The following is a 21,155-nucleotide window of genomic DNA, read 5'->3' as shown; positions in this document are numbered from 1 at the left end:
ATCAGATTCCGGTATTACCTATAAGGTTACGCAGGTCGGCTATTCTTTGAAATACCCTCACTGTATCAGGATGATCAAGGCCAAGAATCTTTTTTCTAATGACAAGGGCTTTTTGGTAGAATTCCAGCGCTTTTTCACGGTTTCCCATGGTACGGTATGTCCAACCTACGTTGTTATACGATATTGCGGTATCAAGGTGCTCAAGGCCCAAAACTTTTTCCCTAATAGCAAGGGCCTTTTGGTAGAATTCAAGCGCTGTTTCAAGGTTTCCCATATCGCTATATATCAAGCCTATGTTGTTATATGGTGTTGCAATATCAGGATGCTCAAGGCCAAGGACTTTTTCCCTAACGGCAATGGCCTCTTGGGAGAACTCCAGCGCCTTTTTATAGTTTTTCATTTTCTTATATACTGTTCCAATATCTTCTAATGTATTTACAACATCGATATGCTCATTATCAAGGACCTTTCTTTGCAGCATTAACGATTTTTGCGCATATTCTAAAGCCGTATTAACATCGCCTGTCTTGAAGTATGCTGCCCCGATAGTATTATATGTAGTGGCAACAGCCTCGTTTTCTTCGCCATATACCCTAATTTGTACTTCCTTCAATGCATTAAGTAATTCTAGCAGCTTTTTTGAATCCTTTGGAGATACTTGCCGATGCGTTTCTATTTCTTTATTAAAATATTCAATGGCTTCTTTATAATCACCGTGTTTTATATTGTGCTTTTTCGCATATTTCCAGGCCTTACTACTAACCGATGTGTATATGGTCAGAAATTCGCAATATTCAAACGTATCTTTACTAATAGCTGTTTCTTTATTGAGGATAACAATGCTTGTTAACGATCTGCAACAATAGAAAGCATTGCTTCCAATTTTCTCAACGTTATCCGGGATGATGATACATGTTAATGATTCACAGCCGGAAAAAACATTGGCATCAATTTTATTAATGATGCCCGGAATAACAATATCTTTTAACGAATAGCAGTAACCAAAAGCACTGTCCCCGATGCTAGTGACGCTTTCCGGTATGATAACATTCTTTAACTTTTCACAAAAAGAAAAAGCACCTGTGCCAATGCTTATAACGCTGTCCGGAATATTGACATTTCTCAATGATTTACATCCTGAAAAGGCCCCGATGAAAAGATTATCCCCACCGATTCTTATAACCCCTTTTGGAATAGTAACATCTATCACAGACTCACAATCCATAAATGCTTTTACACCAATACCGGTAAGCGGCAGAGGAGGATTAAGAAATGTTTCCGGTATAATAACCCGAGGAAAATCAGTCGGGGTGAATTTTACTAACTCAACAGTGTCATCATGTTTTTGCACATCAAACCCTCTGGGATGTCCAATATTGCATTCAAACTTCCGAAGGCTGTCACGTATTTTTCCGGAAAATTCCTGTTCTGAACTGAGACTTTGGATTATAGCCTGCCTGTCATGTAGTTTATCTCTGATTTCATCGGGCCAATCGGTACAATCCCCCAAAAAAACCTGGATGATCCGTGAGGGATCACGCAACACCGCATGTTTTAATTTATTCATTGCTTGTCCTGATTTTACTGTTTTATTCGAAAAAAACGCTAAAACACATTGACTGTTATCAATTTCCTGTTCGTCTGTGGTTTTAGTATAATAAATATTAAATCCTTCCCAGTAGAGTTTTGTCAGTAAGGTACTAACATGCTCTACATCCCATTTTGCACAACATATATAAACCCGTGGTGTTTCATGACATTTTGGAAGTAATTGTCCGGACTTTATCTCTTCAACTTCTTGTACTTCCATTTCCTGTTCTTGAACTTCATCAACTAGATTTCTTTTAGAAATTGACAATTCCTTCGAAGTTTTATGAAAAGCCTTATAACCATTGTTCGTTATACTATCCGGTATGACGGCATTTTTTAACAATTTGCAGCCAAAAAAGGCTTCTTCGCCAATATTCACGACGCTCTCCGGTATTGTTACGTTCTTTAGTGCTTTACAGCCTTTAAAAGCACCTTTACCAATGCTTGTAACACTGTCTGGAATAATGATACTTCTCAGAGATTTACATTTACTAAAAGCTTTATCGCCAATGTTTGTGATACTATTTGGGATGATGATTTCTTTTAAATTACTACTGTCTGCAAAAGTACCGGAAGTAATTTCCGTCACGCTGTCGGGAATGATTATACTATCGGGTAATCGACATTTAAACACTTGGGACTTATATGCTATTTGATGGATTATTTTTGAAACAAATGACCAACTTGAAAAAGAGCCGGGATTTATTGTTATTATACCATCAGGGATAACATATGGTTTTTTTGAGTACCAATTTTGAGGTCCGCAGAAAATGGTTGTTTTACCGGCATTAAAAACCGCACCCAATTGATGGCAGCCAAAAAATGTTTCTTTGCCAATCTTAACCCCCTCGGGGAGAGTTATATTCTTTAAAGATATGCACCCGCTAAAAGCTCTATCGCCAATATTGATAAGTCTATCCGGGATTGTAAGGTCTGTAAGCGATTTACAAAGTGCAAAAGCTTCGGCGGCAATGCTTTTAACACTATCTGGGATATTGATTTTGACTAATGATGTACACTTGAAAAAAGCAGATACGCCTATACTTGTCACACAATCCGGCAAAAAAACAGAAATAAGTGATTTGCATCCGCTAAAAGCATTCGCTTCAATGTCGGTAATACTGCCCGGGATGATAATATTAGTGATCGATTTGCAGCCATCAAAAGCACCATGCCCAATACTGGTAATACTGTCAGGGATTATTATGTTTTTTAGCGATTTGCAGCCATCAAAAGCATAGTTTCCAATACCGGTAATACTTTTCGAAATAGTAATATTTTTTAGCGATTTACAGTCCAAAAAAACATTTTCGTTAATACTTGTGATGCTGTCTGGAATAGTTATATTCTTTAGGGCATCTCTAAAAACTCTTTAAAAACAAGCTGAACTGTGATAAAATAAATTCATGAAACAGCATGGATTTTTTGATGAAAATGATAGGCTTAAAGAATTAAGCGCGCTCGGCGATCCCCTGGAAAAATTAAACAAATACATTAAATGGGATAATTTTCGTGGGATATTAAATAAAACGTTGAAAAAGGAGGCGCAGGGGCCGGGAGGCAGACCGCCCTTTGATTACGTAATGATGTTTAAAATACTGATATTGCAAAAACTGTACAATGTAAGTGACGATCAGGCCGAATACCAAATAAAAGACAGGTTGAGTTTTCAACGGTTTCTGGGATTGGCTCTGTGCGATACCGTTCCCGACGCGAAAACGATATGGCATTTTCGGGAAGAACTGGTAAAGGCAAACATATTGGATACGATATTTTACCGATTTGTCAGGCAGCTTGAGGAGCAGGAAATAATAAGCTACAGCGGAAGCATAGTGGACGCGACCTTTGTGGATGCGCCGCGGCAGCGGAACAGCAAGGCGGAAAACCAGAAGATAAAGGAAGGCAAGGTGCCTGAAGAATGGGAAGGAAAAAAGAAAAAGCATAAAAAGTCACAAAAGGACATTGATGCCCGGTGGGCGACCAAAAACAAGGAACGGCATTACGGATATAAAGACCATATAAAAATAGACGCGGAAAGCAAACTGATAACGAAGTTCAGTACGACCAGTGCAGCAGTACATGACAGTCAGGAATTATCAAAATTGGTGGATGAGAAAGATAACATTTTGTATGCGGATAGTGCCTATGTTGGGGAAGAGATACAGAAATGCATACCCAGGAAGGCAAAAAATCGGATACATGAGAAAGGATACCGGAACCGGCCGTTAACAAAGACACAAAAAGCGAACAACACGCGGAAATCGAAAATACGGGCGCGGGTTGAGCATGTATTTGCCACGATGACGAATACGATGAGAGGGATAGTGGTCCGGAGTATAGGGATGGCACGGGCACACGCTAATATAGCGCTTATGAATTTGACCTATAATTTCTGGCGGTATATATTTCTTATGAGGGGAAAGCGGGCATATGCATAAGGGGAGTCTGTCCACGACACACGATTGTGGGCAAGAGCGAATGAATGAGGCAATAAATAAGCCCAATTATATCAATTTTTCGTTTTTTTCTTATCAATTCCAAAAAAAATTATTTAATAAGCTATGTCAGGATATTTAATAAGTGGTTTTTAGAGGTTCCCTTTAGTAATTTGCAGCCTGAAAAAGCACCTTGTCCAATATTGGTAATACTGTCCGGAATCGTAACACTTGTCAATAATTTACAATTCTCAAGGGATTCTTTGTTAATCTTTATTTTCTTATTAAACATACCGGAAGCCATCAAGTCAATATTTACTCCAATTCCGGAAATGCCGCTGCCGCCACCTGTAAAAGCATAGTCACAAATAGCAGTAACCTGAAATGTTATTTTTCCATCAACCGATGTAACTGTGCTGGGAATAACAACATCCCTGTCATCACCAACATACCTTACAATGGTTATCTCATCCCCCTGTACCAGGATCTTGAACCCCGGCATTTCCAGCGGCAGATTAACGTCGTATACTACATTTTGTTTAATGGCAGGTGGAACAGCAATACGTGTTCCCCGGTTCGTCAAGCTGGCACGACTTATGTGTTCAATTAATACATCCGGTGCAATTGCCGCCTTTAAAAGCTTCGCAGCATTTTCCTCTGACCATGGCTGCGGAGTTAATTCTTCTAACAAGACCGGAATAATGGGAACTCCCCGCTGGCGTGCATACTCCAGTTCATAATTCATCACGAATGGCCGAACTAAGCAGCGATTTGTCAGCATTAATACAAATACCGAGCAATGCCTGATATTATCGGCAATAACGGGCAAATAACGCTCTGTTACTTTAATACCCTCGTCGTACCACAAATCCCAGCCGGATTCGTATAGTTCCTTTATTTCTGGATAGACCTGTATTGCGTCATCATGGGCGTAGCTGATGAATATATATGGCTCATCCCCCTCATAAGCCTCACAAGGTTTATCGCATATCTGCGGGGTTGAAGGTGTATAAGGTGTATTATCAGGCGTAAATCGTTCCAACTCGGCAATGAGTTCATCGATGGCAGTACATGAATATTTGGCTGTAAGCATTTCCAAAGCACTGAGAAGATGCCGGTCACCATCTATATTTTGGCAATCTTGCTGTATATCCACAAGGCTATCCAACCAGACCGGGATAAATGGTTTTCGCACAACAGTGGCGGCATAAGCGAATTCTTCAAGCATCAAGCGCTGATCCCGTACATACGCTTTGCTCAGGAATATTAATGCCATGCCGCTTTGCTGGATAGACTCCAATATTGCCGCTTGTCCGGTTTGTAGTCCGGAAATATCAATATTGTGCCATCCTGCCGATCGGACTTGCTCCAATGCAAGCAACACGGATCTTTCGTCGTCTGGATGGAGACTTACAAAAATATTCACATCTTTTTCCAACATTTATTCCTCCAGGGCTTTCACGAAGGTCTTCTGCTTTTTTGGTAAAGTCCGGAGATCAAGCTCCACAAAGGAAATGTCCCGCTCTTCGCAGTAACGGCGTATGGAGGGGAATATCTTCATCACAAGGTAATCCCGTTCGGCCTGCATGTCCCGGAATGTGGACGAGATGAACACACGGATCTGACGTTCTTCAATGGGGTTTGTCGGCATAATCCCTACCTTTTATGGTATTATATTGCAGCCTTGGCATTATTCAAAGACCTTGGTAAAAACAATAGTCGCGTTACCCGCATAACCGACGTGGGGGTGGGCGTAGAACACCGCAGCAAAAACCGAAGGTTTTTGCGAGGAGTTCGGAGCCCAGGGGGAGCAGCGTAGAAGGAAGCGGTCGCTTTGGCTGACCAATGCCCTATCTCCCGTCCAATGCGCTTCCCCTCCTTGCATTATTATGGAAGGCTTTCTGCCAAATTTTTATGCAGAAGTCTATTGATCCTTACCCCTTATATAGTGTATACTTTAAAATGCTCCGCTATAGGCGGGGCTAAGGATTTGGGAATGAAAATTGAAAGGCTCTTTACGGATGCGGCTTCGGGGCCGTATAAGGATATTGTTTGGGAGAGGCGGAAGAGCGAAATCCGCAATCCTGACGGGAAGGCGATTTTTTCTGAGGATTGCGTGATTGTGCCGGCTTTCTGGAGCCAGATTGCGGCGGATATTATTGCCCAGAAGTATTTCCGCAAGGCGGGGGTGCCTGCGGACAAGGTTTATGACTGGAAGGCGTGGGCCGTTGACCCGGGGACTGCCGACCCTGGCATGGAACTGCCCAAGGACGGGGCGGAGCATGACGCACGCCAGGTTTTCCACAGGCTTGCCTATACCTGGATGGACTGGGGGAGGAAAAACAGCTACTTCGACAGCGAAGGGGATGCCAAGGCTTTTTACGACGAAACCTGCTATATGCTGGCCCACCAGATAGCGGCGCCCAACAGCCCCCAGTGGTTCAACACGGGGCTTTACGCGGTCTACGGGATTGATGGTCCTGCCCAGGGGCATTATTACTTTGACCCTGCCGACGGCAAGGTGAAGAAGTCCGACAGTGCGTACAAGAGGCCGCAGCCGCATGCGTGCCTCCCGTATCATGCACTGGTAAGTACGCCTCAGGGACCTATCCCGATCGGGAAACTTGTGGAGCAAAAAAGAATCGGCGCAAGGGTTTACGACAAAGACGGTATTACCGAAATACTGGCGGTCAAAGAAAATGGCACCAAGCCTGTTCTTCGTATTGCCCTGAAAAATGGGAATACTCTTGAGGCTACAGCGGATCATCTGGTTTTTGCCGATATTGATAATACTGAAAAGCCCCAATGGATTGAGGCAGGAAAACTGCAAAACAATATGCGGCTGGTACAGATTACCAATACTACTATTGCAGAAATGGCCAAAGACGATGAATTGGCGGTCAGCGAGGCGGTATTGGCAGGATGGATCACAGGAGATGGATTTGCAGGACAATATAAAAAAAATACTAACCAATCGCTGATTATAGAATTTATGACCGCCGATGATGAAGAATATAATTTTCTCCTTCCCCATATTCAGAAGGTTTTTGACGGTGTTCATTATCATGTTACGAATGTAGAAACCGTAAATGAAAATCTCACGTTACGGCGGATTCGCCTGTATGGAGAAAAGCTCCGCCCCTTTGTTGATAAATATGAATCTGAAAAACGCGGCCTGGATATGCGGATTCCCGAAGCTATTCTAAATGGGGGGAGAGCGATCTCGACTGTCTATTTGCGATCTCTTTTTCAATCTGATGGGACTGTTCGTTCCCACGCAGGGCCAAGCGACTCTTTTGATGTGGTACTGGGGAGTATATCTAAAGATTTAATATGGGATGCACAAAAACTGTTGGCAAACCTGGGTATCTATAGCCGTATTAGTATTTGCAATGACAGCCGCGATGACAGGCATACCTATTACCATTTGATAATTGCCTATAAGAGTGAACGAAAAAAATTCCAGGAATTAATTGGATTTGTTTCTTCTGAAAAACAGGAAAAACTGACTAATTCCCTTGCTGCGGAAATAAAGGGTAAAGAAATTCCTGAACAGCGTTTTGAAATCATCAATAGAATTGAATATCTCGGAGAAATGCCGGTATATGATATTCAAACAAAAAGCGGGAACTTCCTTGCTGGCAATATTGTTGTCCACAACTGCTTTATCCTCTCCATAGACGACAACCTCGTGAATGAAGGTGGCATTATGGATCTCGTAACCCGGGAAGCGCGGCTTTTCAAGTACGGGTCGGGGACGGGGTCCAATTTTTCCAGGCTCAGGGCTATAAACGAGAGGCTTTCCGGCGGCGGGGTGTCGTCGGGGTTGCTGTCATTTTTGAAGATTGGCGACAGGTCGGCGTCGGCGATTAAGAGCGGGGGGACTACGCGGCGTGCTGCCAAGATGGTTACCCTTGATGCGGATCATCCGGATGTTGAAAAATATATTTCGTGGAAGCAGGAAGAGGAACACAAGGTGGCTTCCATGGTTACGGGTTCACTGGTGGTGAAGAAGCACCTTGAATCGGTAAAGAAGGCGCTGGCGGCGTTCAGGGGTCCGGAGGAAGACAAGTTCAACGCTGAAAAAAACCATGAGCTTGCGGCTTCTTTAAAAAATGCCCTGAGCGACAAGGTTCCTGCCTCGTACCTCTACCAGCTGCTGAGGCGGCTTGAGCAGGGGGACGAGGAAGTGAATCCGGCGGTGTTCTCTACTGCCTGGGACAGCGAGGCGTATAACACGGTGTCGGGGCAGTCGTCCAACAACAGCCTCCGCTTGAGCGACGATTTTATGAAGGCTGTGCTGGACGATGCGGAATGGAACCTTAACGGCAGGGTTACGGGCAAGATTGAAAGGACTATCAAGGCCCGGAAGATCTGGGAGGATGCCGCCCGTTCTGCATGGGCTTGCGCCGACCCGGGCCTGCAGTACCATACGACCATCAACGACTGGCACACCTGCCCCGAGGGCGGGGAGATCCGGGCCTCCAATCCCTGCTCGGAATATATGTTCCTGGACGATACGGCTTGCAATCTGGCCTCTATCAACCTGGCGCTTTTCTATGACAAGAAAACTAAAACTTTTAATGTTGCCTCTTATCTCCACGCGATCCGCGTTTGGACTGCCATACTCGAAATTTCCGTGGTGATGGCGCAGTTCCCTGCATCAAATATCGCGGAACTTTCCTACGAGTACCGCACTTTGGGGCTTGGCTATGCCAATCTGGGAAGCCTCTTGATGGTGATGGGGCTTGCCTATGATTCCGCTGAGGGGCGGGCTGTGGCAGGGGCGCTTTCGGCTCTGCTCACAGGCGAGGCCTATGCCCAGTCGGCTCGTATGGCAAAGGGGCTGGGGCCTTTTGCACGGTACAGGGAAAACGCCTCCCACATGCTCAGGGTGATACGCAATCACAGGCGGGCCTGCAATAATGCCCCTGCTACCGAATATGAAAAGCTTAACACTGTTCCTGTCAGTATTGATGCTGCTAAATGCCCGCCGTATCTTTTGGATGCGGCGAAACAGGCTTGGGACAGGGCTCTCGATCTTGGGACACAGCACGGTTTCCGCAACGCCCAGGTAAGCGCCATTGCGCCTACGGGAACCATAGGGCTCCTCATGGATTGCGACACTACCGGCGTGGAGCCTGACTTTGCGCTGGTGAAATTCAAGAAGCTTGCGGGCGGCGGGTACTTCAAGATAATCAACCAGTCGGTGCCTCCTGCGCTTGAAGCCCTTGGTTATAAGAGCGATACAATCGACAGTATTATTGCGTACGCCACAGGGCACAAATCCTTTATTGGGGCGCCTGCTATTAATCCTGCAAGCCTCTCGGAAAAAGGCTTTACTGCCCAGGCCCTGGCTGCGGCGGAGGAGGCGGTCAAGACAGCCCTTAGCCTTGACGGGGTATTCAATCCATGGATTCTTGGCCGGGATTTTGTCGAAAAAGTCCTAAAAGTGCCTGAATCGACCTGGTCCCTTCCGGGTTTCAGCCTGCTTAGGCATCTGGGGTTTACCCAGGGTGATATCGGCGCTGCTGATCTTTTTGCCTGCGGCACTATGGGGCTTGAAGGGGCGCCGGGTTTAAAGAAGGAACACTACTGGGTTTTTGATACCGCCACCCCTTCGGGGAAGAACGGCAAGCGTTCCATTCCCTGGACTGCTCATGTGGAGATGATGGCTGCGGTTCAGCCTTTTGTCAGCGGGGCAATTTCCAAAACCATTAATATGCCTAATTCCGCTGATTACGAGGATGTAAAGGGCGCGTATATGATGGCATGGAGGAAGGCGCTCAAGGCAGTGGCTTTGTACCGGGACGGGTCAAAATTATCCCAGCCCCTCTCATCTTTTGCGCCCGGGACAGATCCTCTGGCGGATACTATCCTGAACGTAGAACGGACTATGGCTTCTCCGGAAAAACCGGCGGCTTCTGCTGCCGGCAGCAATGCAGCTTCCGCAGATTCGCGAAACATCCGCCATCCCTTGCCTAACCGCAGGGCTGGCTATACACAGAAGGCAAAGATCGGCGGGCACTCGATTTTTATCCGCACCGGGGAATACGAGGACGGCAGCCTGGGCGAAATTTTCCTTGACATGCACAAGGAAGGGGCTGCGTTCAGGAGCCTCCTTAACAGTTTTGCCATTGCTGTTTCCCTGGGCCTCCAATACGGTGTGCCCCTTGACGAATATGTGGACGCCTTTACCTTTAGCCGCTTTGAACCGAACGGCATGGTGCAGGGCCATGATTATGTGAAAATGGCTACCAGTGTCATCGATTTCATTTTCCGCGATTTGGCCATTTCTTACCTCAAGCGCGCCGATCTGGGGCAGGTCAAGCCTGACGATCTTATTTCAACAGGAACCAAGAATGATTCCGGCGAGGCTAAAGGATCGGCAAAAGCAAGCGCGGGGTTTAAGCCGCATGGCAAAGCCGCAGCTTCCTCCATGCCTAAAGAAACAGCCTCTGCTGACAATGCCCAGCAGTCGGAGGCTGCAAAAATCATGCAGGCAAGGATCAAGGGTTATGAAGGAGACCCCTGCCCTGCCTGTGGTTCCTTTACCCTGGTGAGGAACGGTACTTGCATGAAGTGCGACACCTGCGGCGGGACTACAGGCTGCAGTTGATCCGCGCTGAAAACACACATGGCTAATTTGTTTTATGCTGCCTTTGTTCCGGGTTTTCAGGACTATATCGCAGAACTGGTAAAAGAACGCCTCGCCGATGCAGCAATCAAAAAACTGCTCGAAGGGGCTATACTTTTTGAAACCGAATGTACCTACGATAAACTGAATTTTTTCTGCTTCAACAATATCTTTGCGGTGATTGATGTTCTTGAAAACGCAGCCAAAGACAAAGCTCTTGAAGCGCATATTAGAAAAACCCTGGGAAAACCGAGCAGCATTATCTCGGAGAACAACAGCAAAATACGAAGTTTTAGGATTATTTTTTCCATAGAGAATAAGCCTAGCGCTGTAAACGAGGCTGCAAAGCAGGAAGCAGAAAATTTTATTTCCCATGCCTCGGGGCTTAAAATTGATCGCAGCAATCCTGACACGGAGTTTTGGTATTTATACCGCAGGGAAGGCTTTTCCCTTTTTATGAAACGCCTCACCCGCCATGCCTCTTTCGAAAAAAGCCTTCACCCCGGAGAGCTTAGCCCCCAGCTGGCATGGCTTTTATGCAGGCTTTCAAATCCAAAACATACTGACACGGTTATCGATCCCTTCTGTGGTTACGGATCAATCCCTGGGCAGCGAATAAAATATTTCCCTCTGAAAAAATTCTATGCTTTCGACATTGATAAAGCGCCCCTTGCCTTCGCAAAGAAAAAAATTACGGCAAAGCAGCCATGCGAAATAAAACAAGCGGATATTTACTCGATTTTCGATGTGCTTCCCCGGGGCGAAGCTGATGCTATTATCACAGATCCGCCTTGGGGAATGTTCAGGGAAACGGAAATTCCGCTGCAAAAATTCTATGATGACATGGTCGGAATATTCTCGCGGCTGCTGAAAGCAGGAGGCTTGGCAGTCGTGCTCACTGCCAAGCAGGAGGAATTCAGGCAGGCGGTGGACAAAACGCCGGCCTTTTCCCTGATCCGTACTATTCCTGTTCTGGTATCAGGGAAAAAGGCGGCAGTGTTTGTGTTAGAAAACCATTTTGTATAAAAAAAACAAACCAATAATCAGAAGGATCAACACACCCATAAAAATTACGCTTCCTTTAGACATGATCGATCTCTTCTTTTTGCTGATATTCTGAAACAGCCGCTGATATGGCAGCGGTAACCTGTGGCGACACTGATCCGCTTTGGCGCACAGAAAATTTATTTTCCGTTTCCTGGATATCCTTGTCCCAGCCCATCTTGTGAACCAATTTCCCTACCCAGTTGACGCAAACAATCATGAACCAAAGAAAAATAAAAACCACAGTCATTCCAAAAAAAGTTAAAACTGCGCTTTGCTGCAGCATTTCACTAATAGTCATATTATACTCCTGATATCTATATACCTTTTTTCCATACAACCTTTGCTGCATGGAGTTTAAATGAGAAAACTTGATTAAAAGGAAAATAGATTCTAAATTCGGAGTTTTAAGGGAATTGTATATTTGGTACTAAGGGAATTCATCTTTTCGGCATGGGCTAATGAGGCATGGAAGAAGGACGAACCGGTATTTTTTAACCCAAAGGCCATGAGAACCCGCAGCGAACCATTGCGCAAGAGGGAAAAAGAATATCCCCTTGCCCTGCTCATTATTGCAGTGCCCTCAGCCAGGCAGTTAATGCTATGATCTATAGGTTCAAGGAAATTGCTTGAAGCCGGTTTGTCCACCCAAAAATCAATCTCCCGGAGGGGTTCTATGGCTGAAAAAGAAAACGCCCCTATTATAGCTATAGCAAGATATGCAGCTAAAATGAGATGCGGGAATTTTCTCTTTATCAATAATCCCATAACAGGATTATACCATAACCTGAAAAAGCATGCAATTAACAAGCGTCTGTCATTCCGCCTTGAGCAGGCTCTGAATCTCCCCCTCGCTCAGGTTATAAAGGGCATCCAGGAAATTAACCTGAAAACTCCCCGGCCCTTTCGAATTTCTGGCCGCAAGCTCCCCCGCTATCCCCATAACAGCCATAGCTTCGGCAGCAGCTTCCATATAATTGCTGTTTACCGCCGCAAAAGCCCCGGTAAGCGCTGTTGCAGTACAGCCAAGGCCGGTAACCCTGGGCATCAGGGGGTGGCCATTATGGATCAGGATCTGCCCTGATGACTTCACAATATAATCCGTAGCCCCGCTCAAAGAGACTACACAATTGTATAGGCTGCTCAAGGCCTTAGCAGAATCGGAAACACTATCCGATGAGATAGTAGAATCCACACCCTTGGTTTTAGCAGCCCCCGGCTTGCCCATGAAAACCAGGGCATTAATCTCGGAGGCATTCCCCCTGATGATACTCACCGGGCAGCCGGAGAGGAGCTTGCTGCAGGTCTCCGACCTGTAAGGGGTGGCGCCTGCCCCCACGGGATCGAAAACAACGGGTATGCCCCGTTCTGCGGCTTTGGCCATGGCTTTTTCCATTCCCCTTATCCAGACGGGGCTAAGAGTGCCTATGTTGATCACCAGGGCGGACGCTATGGCAGCCATATCGCCGGCCTCTTCTTCTGCATGGGCCATTACCGGGGAAGCGCCAATGGCCAGAAGGGCATTGGCGGTATTGTTCATTACCACAAAGTTGGTGATATTGTGCACCAGGGGGGATTGCTCCCGTATTTTTGCCAGATCCCTGTAAACTGACTGGGCTGTAATCATAAAACCTCCATATAAATTTACTGCCAAAATTTTGCCCCGGTTTCAAAAGCGCGCCGCAAATGTTTATCCCAATTGAATTTGCGTTCGGGAAGCTCGCGGCTTGTTGAATCAAAAACGATCATCTCCTTCGTCTTAACCCTGTCGAAAAGGCGATCGTTCAAAATTACTTTTTTCATAGCGTCGAGAAGGCCGGTACGATCAAAATATTCGCTGTTATTCCCGGCCGACACCATTACTAACGCTTTTTCAAGCTGCTTCATGCTGCGGTTTAGCCCATAGGCAAAACCGTAAGTCCATACCCTGTCAAACCAGCCCTTGAGTTTTGCAGGGACGTCGGACCAAAACACAGGATAGATGAAAACAATGGCATCGCTGGCATTGATCTTGTTTTGCTCGGCCAGCACATCATCCGGCACGGGGGTATCGAGACTGTAAAAAGCTTCCCGCAGATATTCAGCTTCATTCATATCGGTTTTAAAATTCATCTTATAAAGATCCGAAAGAATATAGCTATGACCCGCGCTTTCAACACCACGGATAAAATGATCCCTGATATGGCGGGTAAAACTATCTTCGCTGGGATGGGCGTATACAATAAAGATCCGCATTATCACTCCTAATTAAAGTTTACCTGAACGCTTAACCTGCAGATAGCGGTTAATCAAGGCTGAAGAAAGCCCCCCTGCCGAAGTCTCGAGGGTGAGGAGGCCCAGGTGTTCCCAATGCTGGTACAGTGCTTTGCGGGAGGCGAGATAAGAAAAAGCCGCTGCGGTTTCAAGGGCTTCATCAGCATTCAAAGGCTTGCGGGCAGAAAGGGTTTCTGATTCCTTTTCCCGCAAGCTTACCAAAAGGAGGAGATGCCGCTTTTCGATGCGCTTTAAAATCCACGAAAGGGATTCGCCATCTTCTTCCCTGAAATTGCTTATGAGAATGATAAAAGTCCTGCGCTTAAGGCGGGCCAAAGCATCCTCAAGGCATGAGAAAGGCGACGAGGGAACAGGGGCGCTGAAAATATCGCAGAGGCCGTTCATAAGCCTCGGGAATGTACTCAAACCCTTGCGGGGGTATATCCAGCGTCTAACATTGCCAAAAGTTCCCACCGATACGCTGTCCCCGTGCTTCAGGCTCACCCACGAAAGAAGCAGCACCGCTTCAAGGGCGCTGTCAAACTGCATCCTCTCCCCTTCCCTGCGATGAAGCCTATAGCCGGAATCCAGCAAAAACAGTACCTGCTGATCTTGTTCTTCCTGGTATTCCCGAATAATAAGTTTAGCACCGCCATCGATCCTGCGTCTCCGGCTTGTGGCCCGCCAGTCAATGTCCCGTATGGAATCCCCTTCCTGATAATCTCTGAGGTTCCTGAACTCCATGCCCTGTCCCCGGCGGCGTATATTCTTTATCCCTGTCATTTCAAGAAGGCCGCGCAGCTCGACGCCGGCAGCGGCTTTGATCTTGGTAAAGTCAGGATAGGTACGGCCCGCACTTTCGCATTTATGGAAGGCTTTCAAATTCCAAAACCGCAGCGGGGAAGCAAGGAGGATCTCAACTCCTCTGAAAAACCAAAAACCCCGTTCTTTGGGGATAAGGGTATAATCAAAATGGATAGTACTATTAGTGCTAAACAGTTTACGATCGATAACAGCAGGAAAATCCCTGCATTCCATCCCTTCCGGATAAAGATCAAAAAGGGTGATCTTAAATGGCAGCATTGGCCGCTGTCCCCGCTTAATATCGATCCTTGCTTTTGCATTTGCCCCCTGAGCCAGGGTAATGGGAAGTTCCCTCTTTACTTCAAGCCGGTCCACCAGAAAATATAAAAACAGCGCATCTGCCGCAATAACAGGAAGGAGAATGAGGCCCGCAAAAAGCCAGACCAGGGAAAGGGCATCTGAAAAAAAAGCCCCTGCCCCAAGGAAGAGCCAGAGCAGGGCGGTGATAAAAAGAGCCTTCCCCGGTTTCATAGCGTATTAAGCTTCTCCGTCAGGATTGCTGCCAAAATCGCCACGGGGAGCTTCAATCTTTGTAAGGAGATTTTCCACTGCCCTTACTTCATCAAAGCCTTCAAGTTCGCTCTCTGCGGAAATAACGATGCGGTGCATCAGGACAGGTACTGCCAGGGCCTGTATGTCATCGGGGATGACAAAGTCCCTGCCTTCAAGCAGGGCACGTCCTCGAGCGCAGCGTACCAGGGCAAGGCTGCCACGGGGGCCGGCTCCGGTTTCCATGGAAGGATCGTTTCTCGTGGCAGCTGCAAGGCGCACCGCATAATCAACAACCGCAGCATCAGTGCGTATCTGCGAAACAAGCTTGCGCAGACGGGTAAAACCTTCAGGGCTCAGCACAGTAGAAACGCCTTCAAGGCAAAGCTCGGCGCCGGAGCTGTCTTGAAGCACCTGGGTCACCATGGCTTTTTCATCGTTAAAATCTGGATAATCCACCAGGAGTTTCATGAGGAAACGATCTTTCTGTGCATCCGGCAGAGGATAAGTACCTTCATGCTCGTATGGGTTTTCTGTACCCAGCACCATAAAGGGATCAGGCAGAGGATAAGCGGTCCCGTCAAGGCTCACCTGAAATTCCTGCATGGCCTCGAAAAGGGCTGCCTGGGTTTTTGCAGGGGAACGGTTTATTTCATCGGCAATAAAAACATTGACAAACACCGGCCCCTTCCTGGTGATGAACTTCCCTTCCTTGACATCCAGCATAATATTGCCTGTAATGTCGCTGGGCATGAGGTCAGGCGTAAATTGCACCCGTTTGGATTCGCCCCCAATGGCTTTTGCCAAAGCCCTGACGAGCAAGGTCTTCCCCAACCCCGGAACGCCTTCTACAAGAAGATGCCCCCCTGCCAAAAAGGCAATGAGCGCATGCTCCACCAGATCTTTCTGGCCTATAAAAACCTTCCCAATCTCGGTCCTGATTCTTTCGAGTACTGCGCATGCTTCTTCAATCCCGTACGCTTCAGCTTCCATCATATACGCTCCAATATGGTTTTCAGTATTGCTATCATTCTTGGGAATTCTTTATTTTTTTGACGGGAAGAGGACATAGCCTTTTCCACGTCTTTATAATCCCCGCCGCCCGAAGCTTCTTTCCACAGTTCTATAGCCCTGAGGATTATTCCGCTTTCAGTTTTAATGTTTTCTTTTCTGAGCAGCTTTCCCTTAATCTCCTTGATATAAGCCGCCCTATAGCTTTCCAATGCGCCAAAGCGTTTTAAGAAACGGCCCTCTGCCAAAAAACGTTCGCCCAAAGGTCGCCCAGGTTTTTCTTCGCTCCTGGCTGCTATGCCGAAGACAGGGATCACTGTCCACAACCCTATTATAATGAGGGCAAGAGCCGAGATGATCAATGCGGAGAAATTGCCCCTTTGGAAAAGCCTGCCAATGAGCCCTTTGGCACGCTCCCGCCCACGTATAAAAAAAACACCGGGATCGCCGGAATCGGCCAGGAGATACCATGAAAGCCGGGCGTTTTGTTCGGTTAAAAGTTCGTCTGATGTCATGAACAAGGGGCGCCCCATAACAGTAAATTTACCCATCCCTTTCTTTTGCTGAACAATGCGGACTAGACCGTCACTGCTCATAAAGGCAAGTGATTCGGGATCATCGGAAGCAAGAAAAACCACTTCCATTCCAAAAGAGGGTTGATCCGGATCATAATGATACTCCCAATCCTCGGGTTCTTCGCCTTCTTCAATCCCGAAACTGCGAAGTAAACCGCCCAGGGCTTCATCATCGCCCCATTCCCAGGAATACCCCAGGCTTAAAACAAGATTGCCACCCTGCTCGATCCATTCTGCAAGATAAGCCGCAGCATCTTCTGTCCAATTGAAAAGGCTATTCTGAATGAATATAGTCCCCTCGCCGGATTTTTTCAAAGTTTCAAAATCACCGGAATCCGCAATCCTCACTGTATGGCCTGTCTGGTTAAGCCAGCGATCCAGGGCCAAATATTTATTTATCCTGGCTTCCCGCACAGGAGGGAAATACTCCTCATTGGGAACTATCTCAAAAAGGGACCAACAGACAAAGCCTATGATGCCGAGTACCGCAATGCCTATACCGAAAAACAGTAAATATTTACGCAATCGGATCTCCCGGTGAGTTAGCAGTATTAGTACTAACATTCCTACCAAATTCCAATGCCTGTTCAAATTTTCCCTCTTGGGGAAGCCTCCCGCCGTATGCGAGAGAAACCCAGTCTTGCACCATTGCCGCGAATTGTTCACTTTCCATGCCGACACAGGAACGCACAATCCTGAGACAGCCATATTCGGTGGCATCAGGGGGAAACGAAACATCCCTGTAAAGGGCATAAGAGCCTATTGTTCCCGAAAGACAGGCAGCCCAGGCCTCGCGTATATTGCCATGACGGAAAAACTCCTCTGCCTTTCCAAAAAGGCTTTCAGGGTTTCCCGGAGAAGCCGGCGATTCAATATAAGCCTTTCCCCTGCTTCTTTTACCAGGGGAAGAAGAACTGCGTATTTTATAAAGCCTTAAGAGGGCAAAGACAGCAAAGGCTGCAACAACCAGAATAATGAGAAGCCTTAAGGCAAAGGCAAAAATTTCTTTTAAGGTTTTTACCCAGGGAGCCAAATCTATTTCAGGCAGCGGATCTGCTTCGTCATCATTTTCATTCTTTAGCCTGATTTTCCACCCGTCTTTATAACCGCCGAAATCATCTGATTCGAGAATTTCATCCAGGGTATGCCGGGGGTAGGAATCAGGCAGCATAAAACCCTCGGGAAAATATTCCCTTTTTTCCGCTTCCTCCTCCTGAGCATTAAGGGGAAATACGAACAATAAAAGACCGCAGACCAAAAGCAAAACTTTTGCCCCTGCAGCCAATTTCCGGGTAAATTTCTGAAAGAGGATCTGCAAATCCCAGCCTTCAACTTCTACACGGCTATTGATATAAAGGCCAAACCCCATACATACATACATGGTTTCAACAATAATATAATTAAAGCAGTATCCTATATAAAGCAAAAGTTCAGTATCAACCAGGTTGTCCCAAAAGGAATACGAAATATTGGGAAATAGTATCTCCACTGTTGCAAGAGTAAAAATACTTTCGCCCCCAAGGAGGCCTGCTTCCGCAATGAGGCCAAGTATGCTTAAGAGAAAACAAAAATCAAGCCCCCCGGCGCCAAGGGCTTTTTTCCTCTTTCTGTATTGTTTGTGTTTTAGCCGCTCAAGAATACGCAGAGGCATGGAAGCTGAACGAAAAGGGCTGAAACGCCTCCACAGCAGATCCCCCATAAGGCCGCGGCAGAAATTCCCCCAAAAGCCTTTCATCACCCTCCCCCCAAAGAAGCGGGAAGAAACTACCTGCAATGCCAGCCTGTCAAAAAGCGGTTTAAGCCACCAAAGGGCAACCCACGAAAGCCAGCGTAAATGTTCAGGTATAAAGCGCAGGCCGCAGGCCGCAACCCACACGGGAATTGCAAAAACAGGAATAAGGTAAAGAAAATTCTCACGCCAAAGCAAGAGGCCCGAGTCGGCTGCCTCCCAGGCATTTCTCCGCCGCAAAACCAGGGCACTGTCAAGATTGGGAATGGTCAATTCTTCCTCCCCGCAAAAACAAAGTAACACAAAAGGAGAACCCAAAGGGAAGCGCCAACACCGTACCTGAGCATAATGGGGAGGGTATGCCGGGATGACCAAAAGGCTTCAAGGCATGCAGCTATGACCAGCATGATACCGGCGCCTGAGATAATGGGAAGGGCTGTTTTGCCCGCTTCTTTTACGGATGCTGCTCTCGAACGGCCTTTTGCAACAAAAAGGCTATATCCCAGGAGCAGGCCGCCCTGGGCGCTGAACACTATCGCTGTCAATTCAAAAGCGCTATGGGCTATGATAAAAGGAAAAAAGGTGCCGCCATAACCAAGGTTGATAATATGACCGGCAGCAGCCCCGAGGAAAAGCGCATTAAGACAAAGAATAAGCAGACTTCCAAAACCTGCAAGTATGCCCCCCGCAAAAGTCCTAAAAGCGATGGAAATATTATTATAAATGTAAAAACCAAACATGTCGGCGTCAGAACTTACTTCACGGGGGGTAAGAAAATGGTAGCTCTCGGGATCATACATATTTTCAATACTCCAGGCCTGATCCTCCCCCATTACCTCATACACCATGGATGGATAACGCACGCAAAGACACCCAAAAAAAAACGCAATGCCGTAAAATATGAGCATTGCTGCGCCGAGGCTTCGCCATTGGGAACGCACTGCCCGGGGAAAAATGCGGAGTATAAAATCCGCAACACTGGGGAGCGAAAAAGATCTCTGGCTGTAGAGTATCTGATTTCCTTCAAGCACCAACGTGTTTAATCTTTCTATAATAGAAGGATCAAAACCGTGGGCCCTGGCGGTATTGAGATCCTGGGTAAGCTCCCTGTAGCCTTTGGGAAACCATGCGGCTTTGGCTTTTAGGGCTTTTCTTCCTCCACGGACAAGCTGCTCAAATTCATTCCAAAAAGCCTCGCGGCCTTTTATAAAGGTTTGCTGGGTCATGTGATGCCGCTCAAAGTATGGGCAACCCCAAGGAGGTATTCGGCATCAGAAATTTGTTCATCCCCTTTCTTTAACTTCGCTGCCCAGGGCTTTGCAATCTCATCAGCCCGTTCCCTCCCCAAAAGAGGATAACGCCGGGCAAACATGAGAAGACCCTGCTTCTCCTCATAATCAAGGGGATACGGGGGTACAACAGCAGGAATATCCGCCAGCCAGGGAATGGCCTGCTGCCTTAAAGCCGGAGAAGTAAAACGCGCAGGCAGGCGGGTGCGGGCAGTGTAGACAACCAGGGTATCGGCAGCCCAATCGCCAAAACGCCTGAAGCCCTTGCTCCCGGCCATGCAGAGGAACGCAATCAGATAGAGGTAAAGAAACCCATCGGCAAAACGGAGAAGGTTGCGCAAAAAAGACGCACCCGGATTTACCGGCGAACCGTCGCTGCGCACCACCCTGATACCCATGATGCGCTTCCCCGGCGTCTGGCCATTCCAAAAGACTTCAAAGCCCACGTGGTAAAACCAGTCGAGAATAAAATTGGAAATGAGATAGAGCCATATCCCCAAAACCTGATGCAGAGCATTGGCCATAATAACGAGGCCGATAACAAGGACCCCCTTGATAAGGCAGTCTATGCCCCAGGCACAGGCCCGTATGGGGAAGCCAGCAGGAAAAATGACAAATTCAATGCCTTCCGGGGTCTGCACCCCGAGAGAAGAATCTGCGCCTCTGTGGTCAAACCCGGTCATTAAATCGCCATGGCAACGGCAATGACTATCCCCACAATTATCATAATGGGGATAAAAGCAAGGGAAATGATTGTAACAATGCCCGCAAACTTCCAGAGGGATTTATTGTTCTTAAAAGCCTCTTCGAGATCCCCATCTGCACCGCTCCGCAAATAGGAACGTATCTTGCTCCCAAAAGCGTACGCAAAACGGGAAGGGAAGAAACCGATGACCGCGCAAATAAAGAAGTATATCCCCATCGAACCGCTGAAAGCCGCCCCGAGAACATTGGAAAAACTCTGCAGCCCGGGAATGTTGCCCCACACAGAAGTCATAGTAGGGATCATGGCAAGGAACACGATGCCGCCAAGAACCAAAAGCCCGCAGCATATAAAACCCATGATCCCAATGAACCTGAGCCACGGGGAAGCCCCTTTAAGGTGAGCCAGCATGGCCTCGGTGAGCCCTGTCTGGGACACCAAAGGCGTTTCAGGTGTTGCTGCCGCTTCAGGGCTTTGATAGGGGTTATCCAAATCTGACATGAGATCCTCCTGAACTCCCCCATTATAGGCCTTTG

At 47.1% G+C, this 21,155-nt stretch carries 18 protein-coding genes; 3 read left to right on the top strand and 15 right to left on the bottom strand.

Translation table 11 applies throughout. The features are described 5' to 3' along the window. Nucleotide 1: 1 nt before the first annotated feature. Entirely contained in the window at nt 2-2,935 is a 2,934-nt protein-coding gene (locus tag TREAZ_RS17270; RefSeq protein WP_280990962.1) for a leucine-rich repeat protein, read from the bottom strand. Between the two features lie 61 nt (nt 2,936-2,996). On the opposite strand from TREAZ_RS17270, the gene TREAZ_RS03845 reads away from it, so the two are divergent. Continuing rightward, a complete protein-coding gene (locus TREAZ_RS03845) occupies nt 2,997-4,028 on the top strand; it encodes an IS5 family transposase (protein ID WP_015710501.1) in 1,032 nt (343 codons plus the stop codon). Between the two features lie 121 nt (nt 4,029-4,149). Here the strand turns inward: TREAZ_RS03845 and TREAZ_RS03840 are convergent, their stop codons facing one another. From TREAZ_RS03840 to TREAZ_RS18210, 3 genes are read right to left on the bottom strand one after another with little or no spacing between them, the layout of a single operon-like run. Next, nucleotides 4,150-5,466 (bottom strand): TIR domain-containing protein, encoded by a 1,317-nt coding sequence (locus tag TREAZ_RS03840; protein ID WP_015710500.1) that lies wholly within the window; start codon nt 5,464-5,466, stop codon nt 4,150-4,152. Continuing rightward, the gene (locus TREAZ_RS03835; protein ID WP_043922814.1) at nt 5,467-5,676 is read right to left on the bottom strand and encodes a DUF4062 domain-containing protein; all 210 of its coding nucleotides are present in this window, start codon (nt 5,674-5,676) and stop codon (nt 5,467-5,469) included. Between the two features lie 39 nt (nt 5,677-5,715). Next, complete coding sequence (locus TREAZ_RS18210; RefSeq protein WP_015710498.1) at nt 5,716-5,871, bottom strand: hypothetical protein; 156 nt, start codon at nt 5,869-5,871, stop codon at nt 5,716-5,718. Between the two features lie 150 nt (nt 5,872-6,021). Here TREAZ_RS18210 and TREAZ_RS03830 point away from each other — a divergent pair, with 150 nt between their 5' ends. Together TREAZ_RS03830 and TREAZ_RS03825 are read left to right on the top strand one after the other, a co-directional pair. After that, nucleotides 6,022-10,644: an adenosylcobalamin-dependent ribonucleoside-diphosphate reductase gene (locus TREAZ_RS03830; protein ID WP_015710496.1), complete on the top strand. Its 4,623-nt coding sequence runs from the start codon at nt 6,022-6,024 to the stop codon at nt 10,642-10,644. Between the two features lie 18 nt (nt 10,645-10,662). Next, entirely contained in the window at nt 10,663-11,688 is a 1,026-nt protein-coding gene (locus TREAZ_RS03825) for a methyltransferase (protein ID WP_015710495.1), read from the top strand. 55 nt (nt 11,689-11,743) lie between these two features. Here TREAZ_RS03825 and TREAZ_RS03820 read toward each other — a convergent pair whose 3' ends face one another. The 11 genes from TREAZ_RS03820 to TREAZ_RS03770 form a co-directional block, all read right to left on the bottom strand. After that, entirely contained in the window at nt 11,744-12,007 is a 264-nt protein-coding gene (locus TREAZ_RS03820; RefSeq protein ID WP_015710494.1) for an OadG family protein, read from the bottom strand. Between the two features lie 92 nt (nt 12,008-12,099). Then, nucleotides 12,100-12,474, bottom strand: a complete 375-nt coding sequence (locus TREAZ_RS18205) for a hypothetical protein (protein ID WP_015710493.1) — start codon at nt 12,472-12,474, stop codon at nt 12,100-12,102. A 49-nt stretch (nt 12,475-12,523) separates the two neighbouring features. Further along, nucleotides 12,524-13,333, bottom strand: a complete 810-nt coding sequence (gene thiM / locus TREAZ_RS03810) for a hydroxyethylthiazole kinase (protein ID WP_015710492.1) — start codon at nt 13,331-13,333, stop codon at nt 12,524-12,526. A gap of 17 nt (nt 13,334-13,350) precedes the next feature. Beyond that, nucleotides 13,351-13,941, bottom strand: a complete 591-nt coding sequence (locus tag TREAZ_RS03805) for an NAD(P)H-dependent oxidoreductase (RefSeq protein WP_015710491.1) — start codon at nt 13,939-13,941, stop codon at nt 13,351-13,353. A 12-nt stretch (nt 13,942-13,953) separates the two neighbouring features. Next, nucleotides 13,954-15,294 (bottom strand): DUF58 domain-containing protein, encoded by a 1,341-nt coding sequence (locus TREAZ_RS03800; protein WP_015710490.1) that lies wholly within the window; start codon nt 15,292-15,294, stop codon nt 13,954-13,956. A gap of 6 nt (nt 15,295-15,300) precedes the next feature. Beyond that, nucleotides 15,301-16,308 carry an AAA family ATPase gene (locus tag TREAZ_RS03795; protein WP_015710489.1) on the bottom strand — a complete coding sequence of 336 codons (1,008 nt, stop codon included), beginning with the start codon at nt 16,306-16,308 and terminating at the stop codon, nt 15,301-15,303. Beyond that, a complete protein-coding gene (locus TREAZ_RS03790) occupies nt 16,305-17,423 on the bottom strand; it encodes a DUF4350 domain-containing protein (RefSeq protein WP_015710488.1) in 1,119 nt (372 codons plus the stop codon). Before TREAZ_RS03790 ends, TREAZ_RS03795 begins: the two co-directional genes overlap by 4 nt. Continuing rightward, complete coding sequence (locus tag TREAZ_RS03785; protein WP_015710487.1) at nt 17,416-18,900, bottom strand: hypothetical protein; 1,485 nt, start codon at nt 18,898-18,900, stop codon at nt 17,416-17,418. Before TREAZ_RS03785 ends, TREAZ_RS03790 begins: the two co-directional genes overlap by 8 nt. Further along, on the bottom strand, nt 18,897-19,853 hold the full coding sequence (locus TREAZ_RS03780; RefSeq protein WP_015710486.1) for a stage II sporulation protein M: 957 nt from the start codon (nt 19,851-19,853) through the stop codon (nt 18,897-18,899). The genes TREAZ_RS03785 and TREAZ_RS03780 overlap by 4 nt, the downstream gene beginning before the upstream one ends. After that, nucleotides 19,850-20,599 (bottom strand): RDD family protein, encoded by a 750-nt coding sequence (locus TREAZ_RS03775; RefSeq protein ID WP_015710485.1) that lies wholly within the window; start codon nt 20,597-20,599, stop codon nt 19,850-19,852. Before TREAZ_RS03775 ends, TREAZ_RS03780 begins: the two co-directional genes overlap by 4 nt. Then, nucleotides 20,599-21,120 (bottom strand): hypothetical protein, encoded by a 522-nt coding sequence (locus tag TREAZ_RS03770; protein WP_015710484.1) that lies wholly within the window; start codon nt 21,118-21,120, stop codon nt 20,599-20,601. The genes TREAZ_RS03775 and TREAZ_RS03770 overlap by 1 nt, the downstream gene beginning before the upstream one ends. Between the last annotated feature and the right edge of the window lie 35 nt (nt 21,121-21,155).

It is taken from the genome of Leadbettera azotonutricia ZAS-9 (genome assembly GCF_000214355.1).
Lineage (GTDB): Bacteria > Spirochaetota > Spirochaetia > Treponematales > Breznakiellaceae > Leadbettera > Leadbettera azotonutricia.
This window is presented reverse-complemented; position numbering and strand designations above follow the sequence as displayed.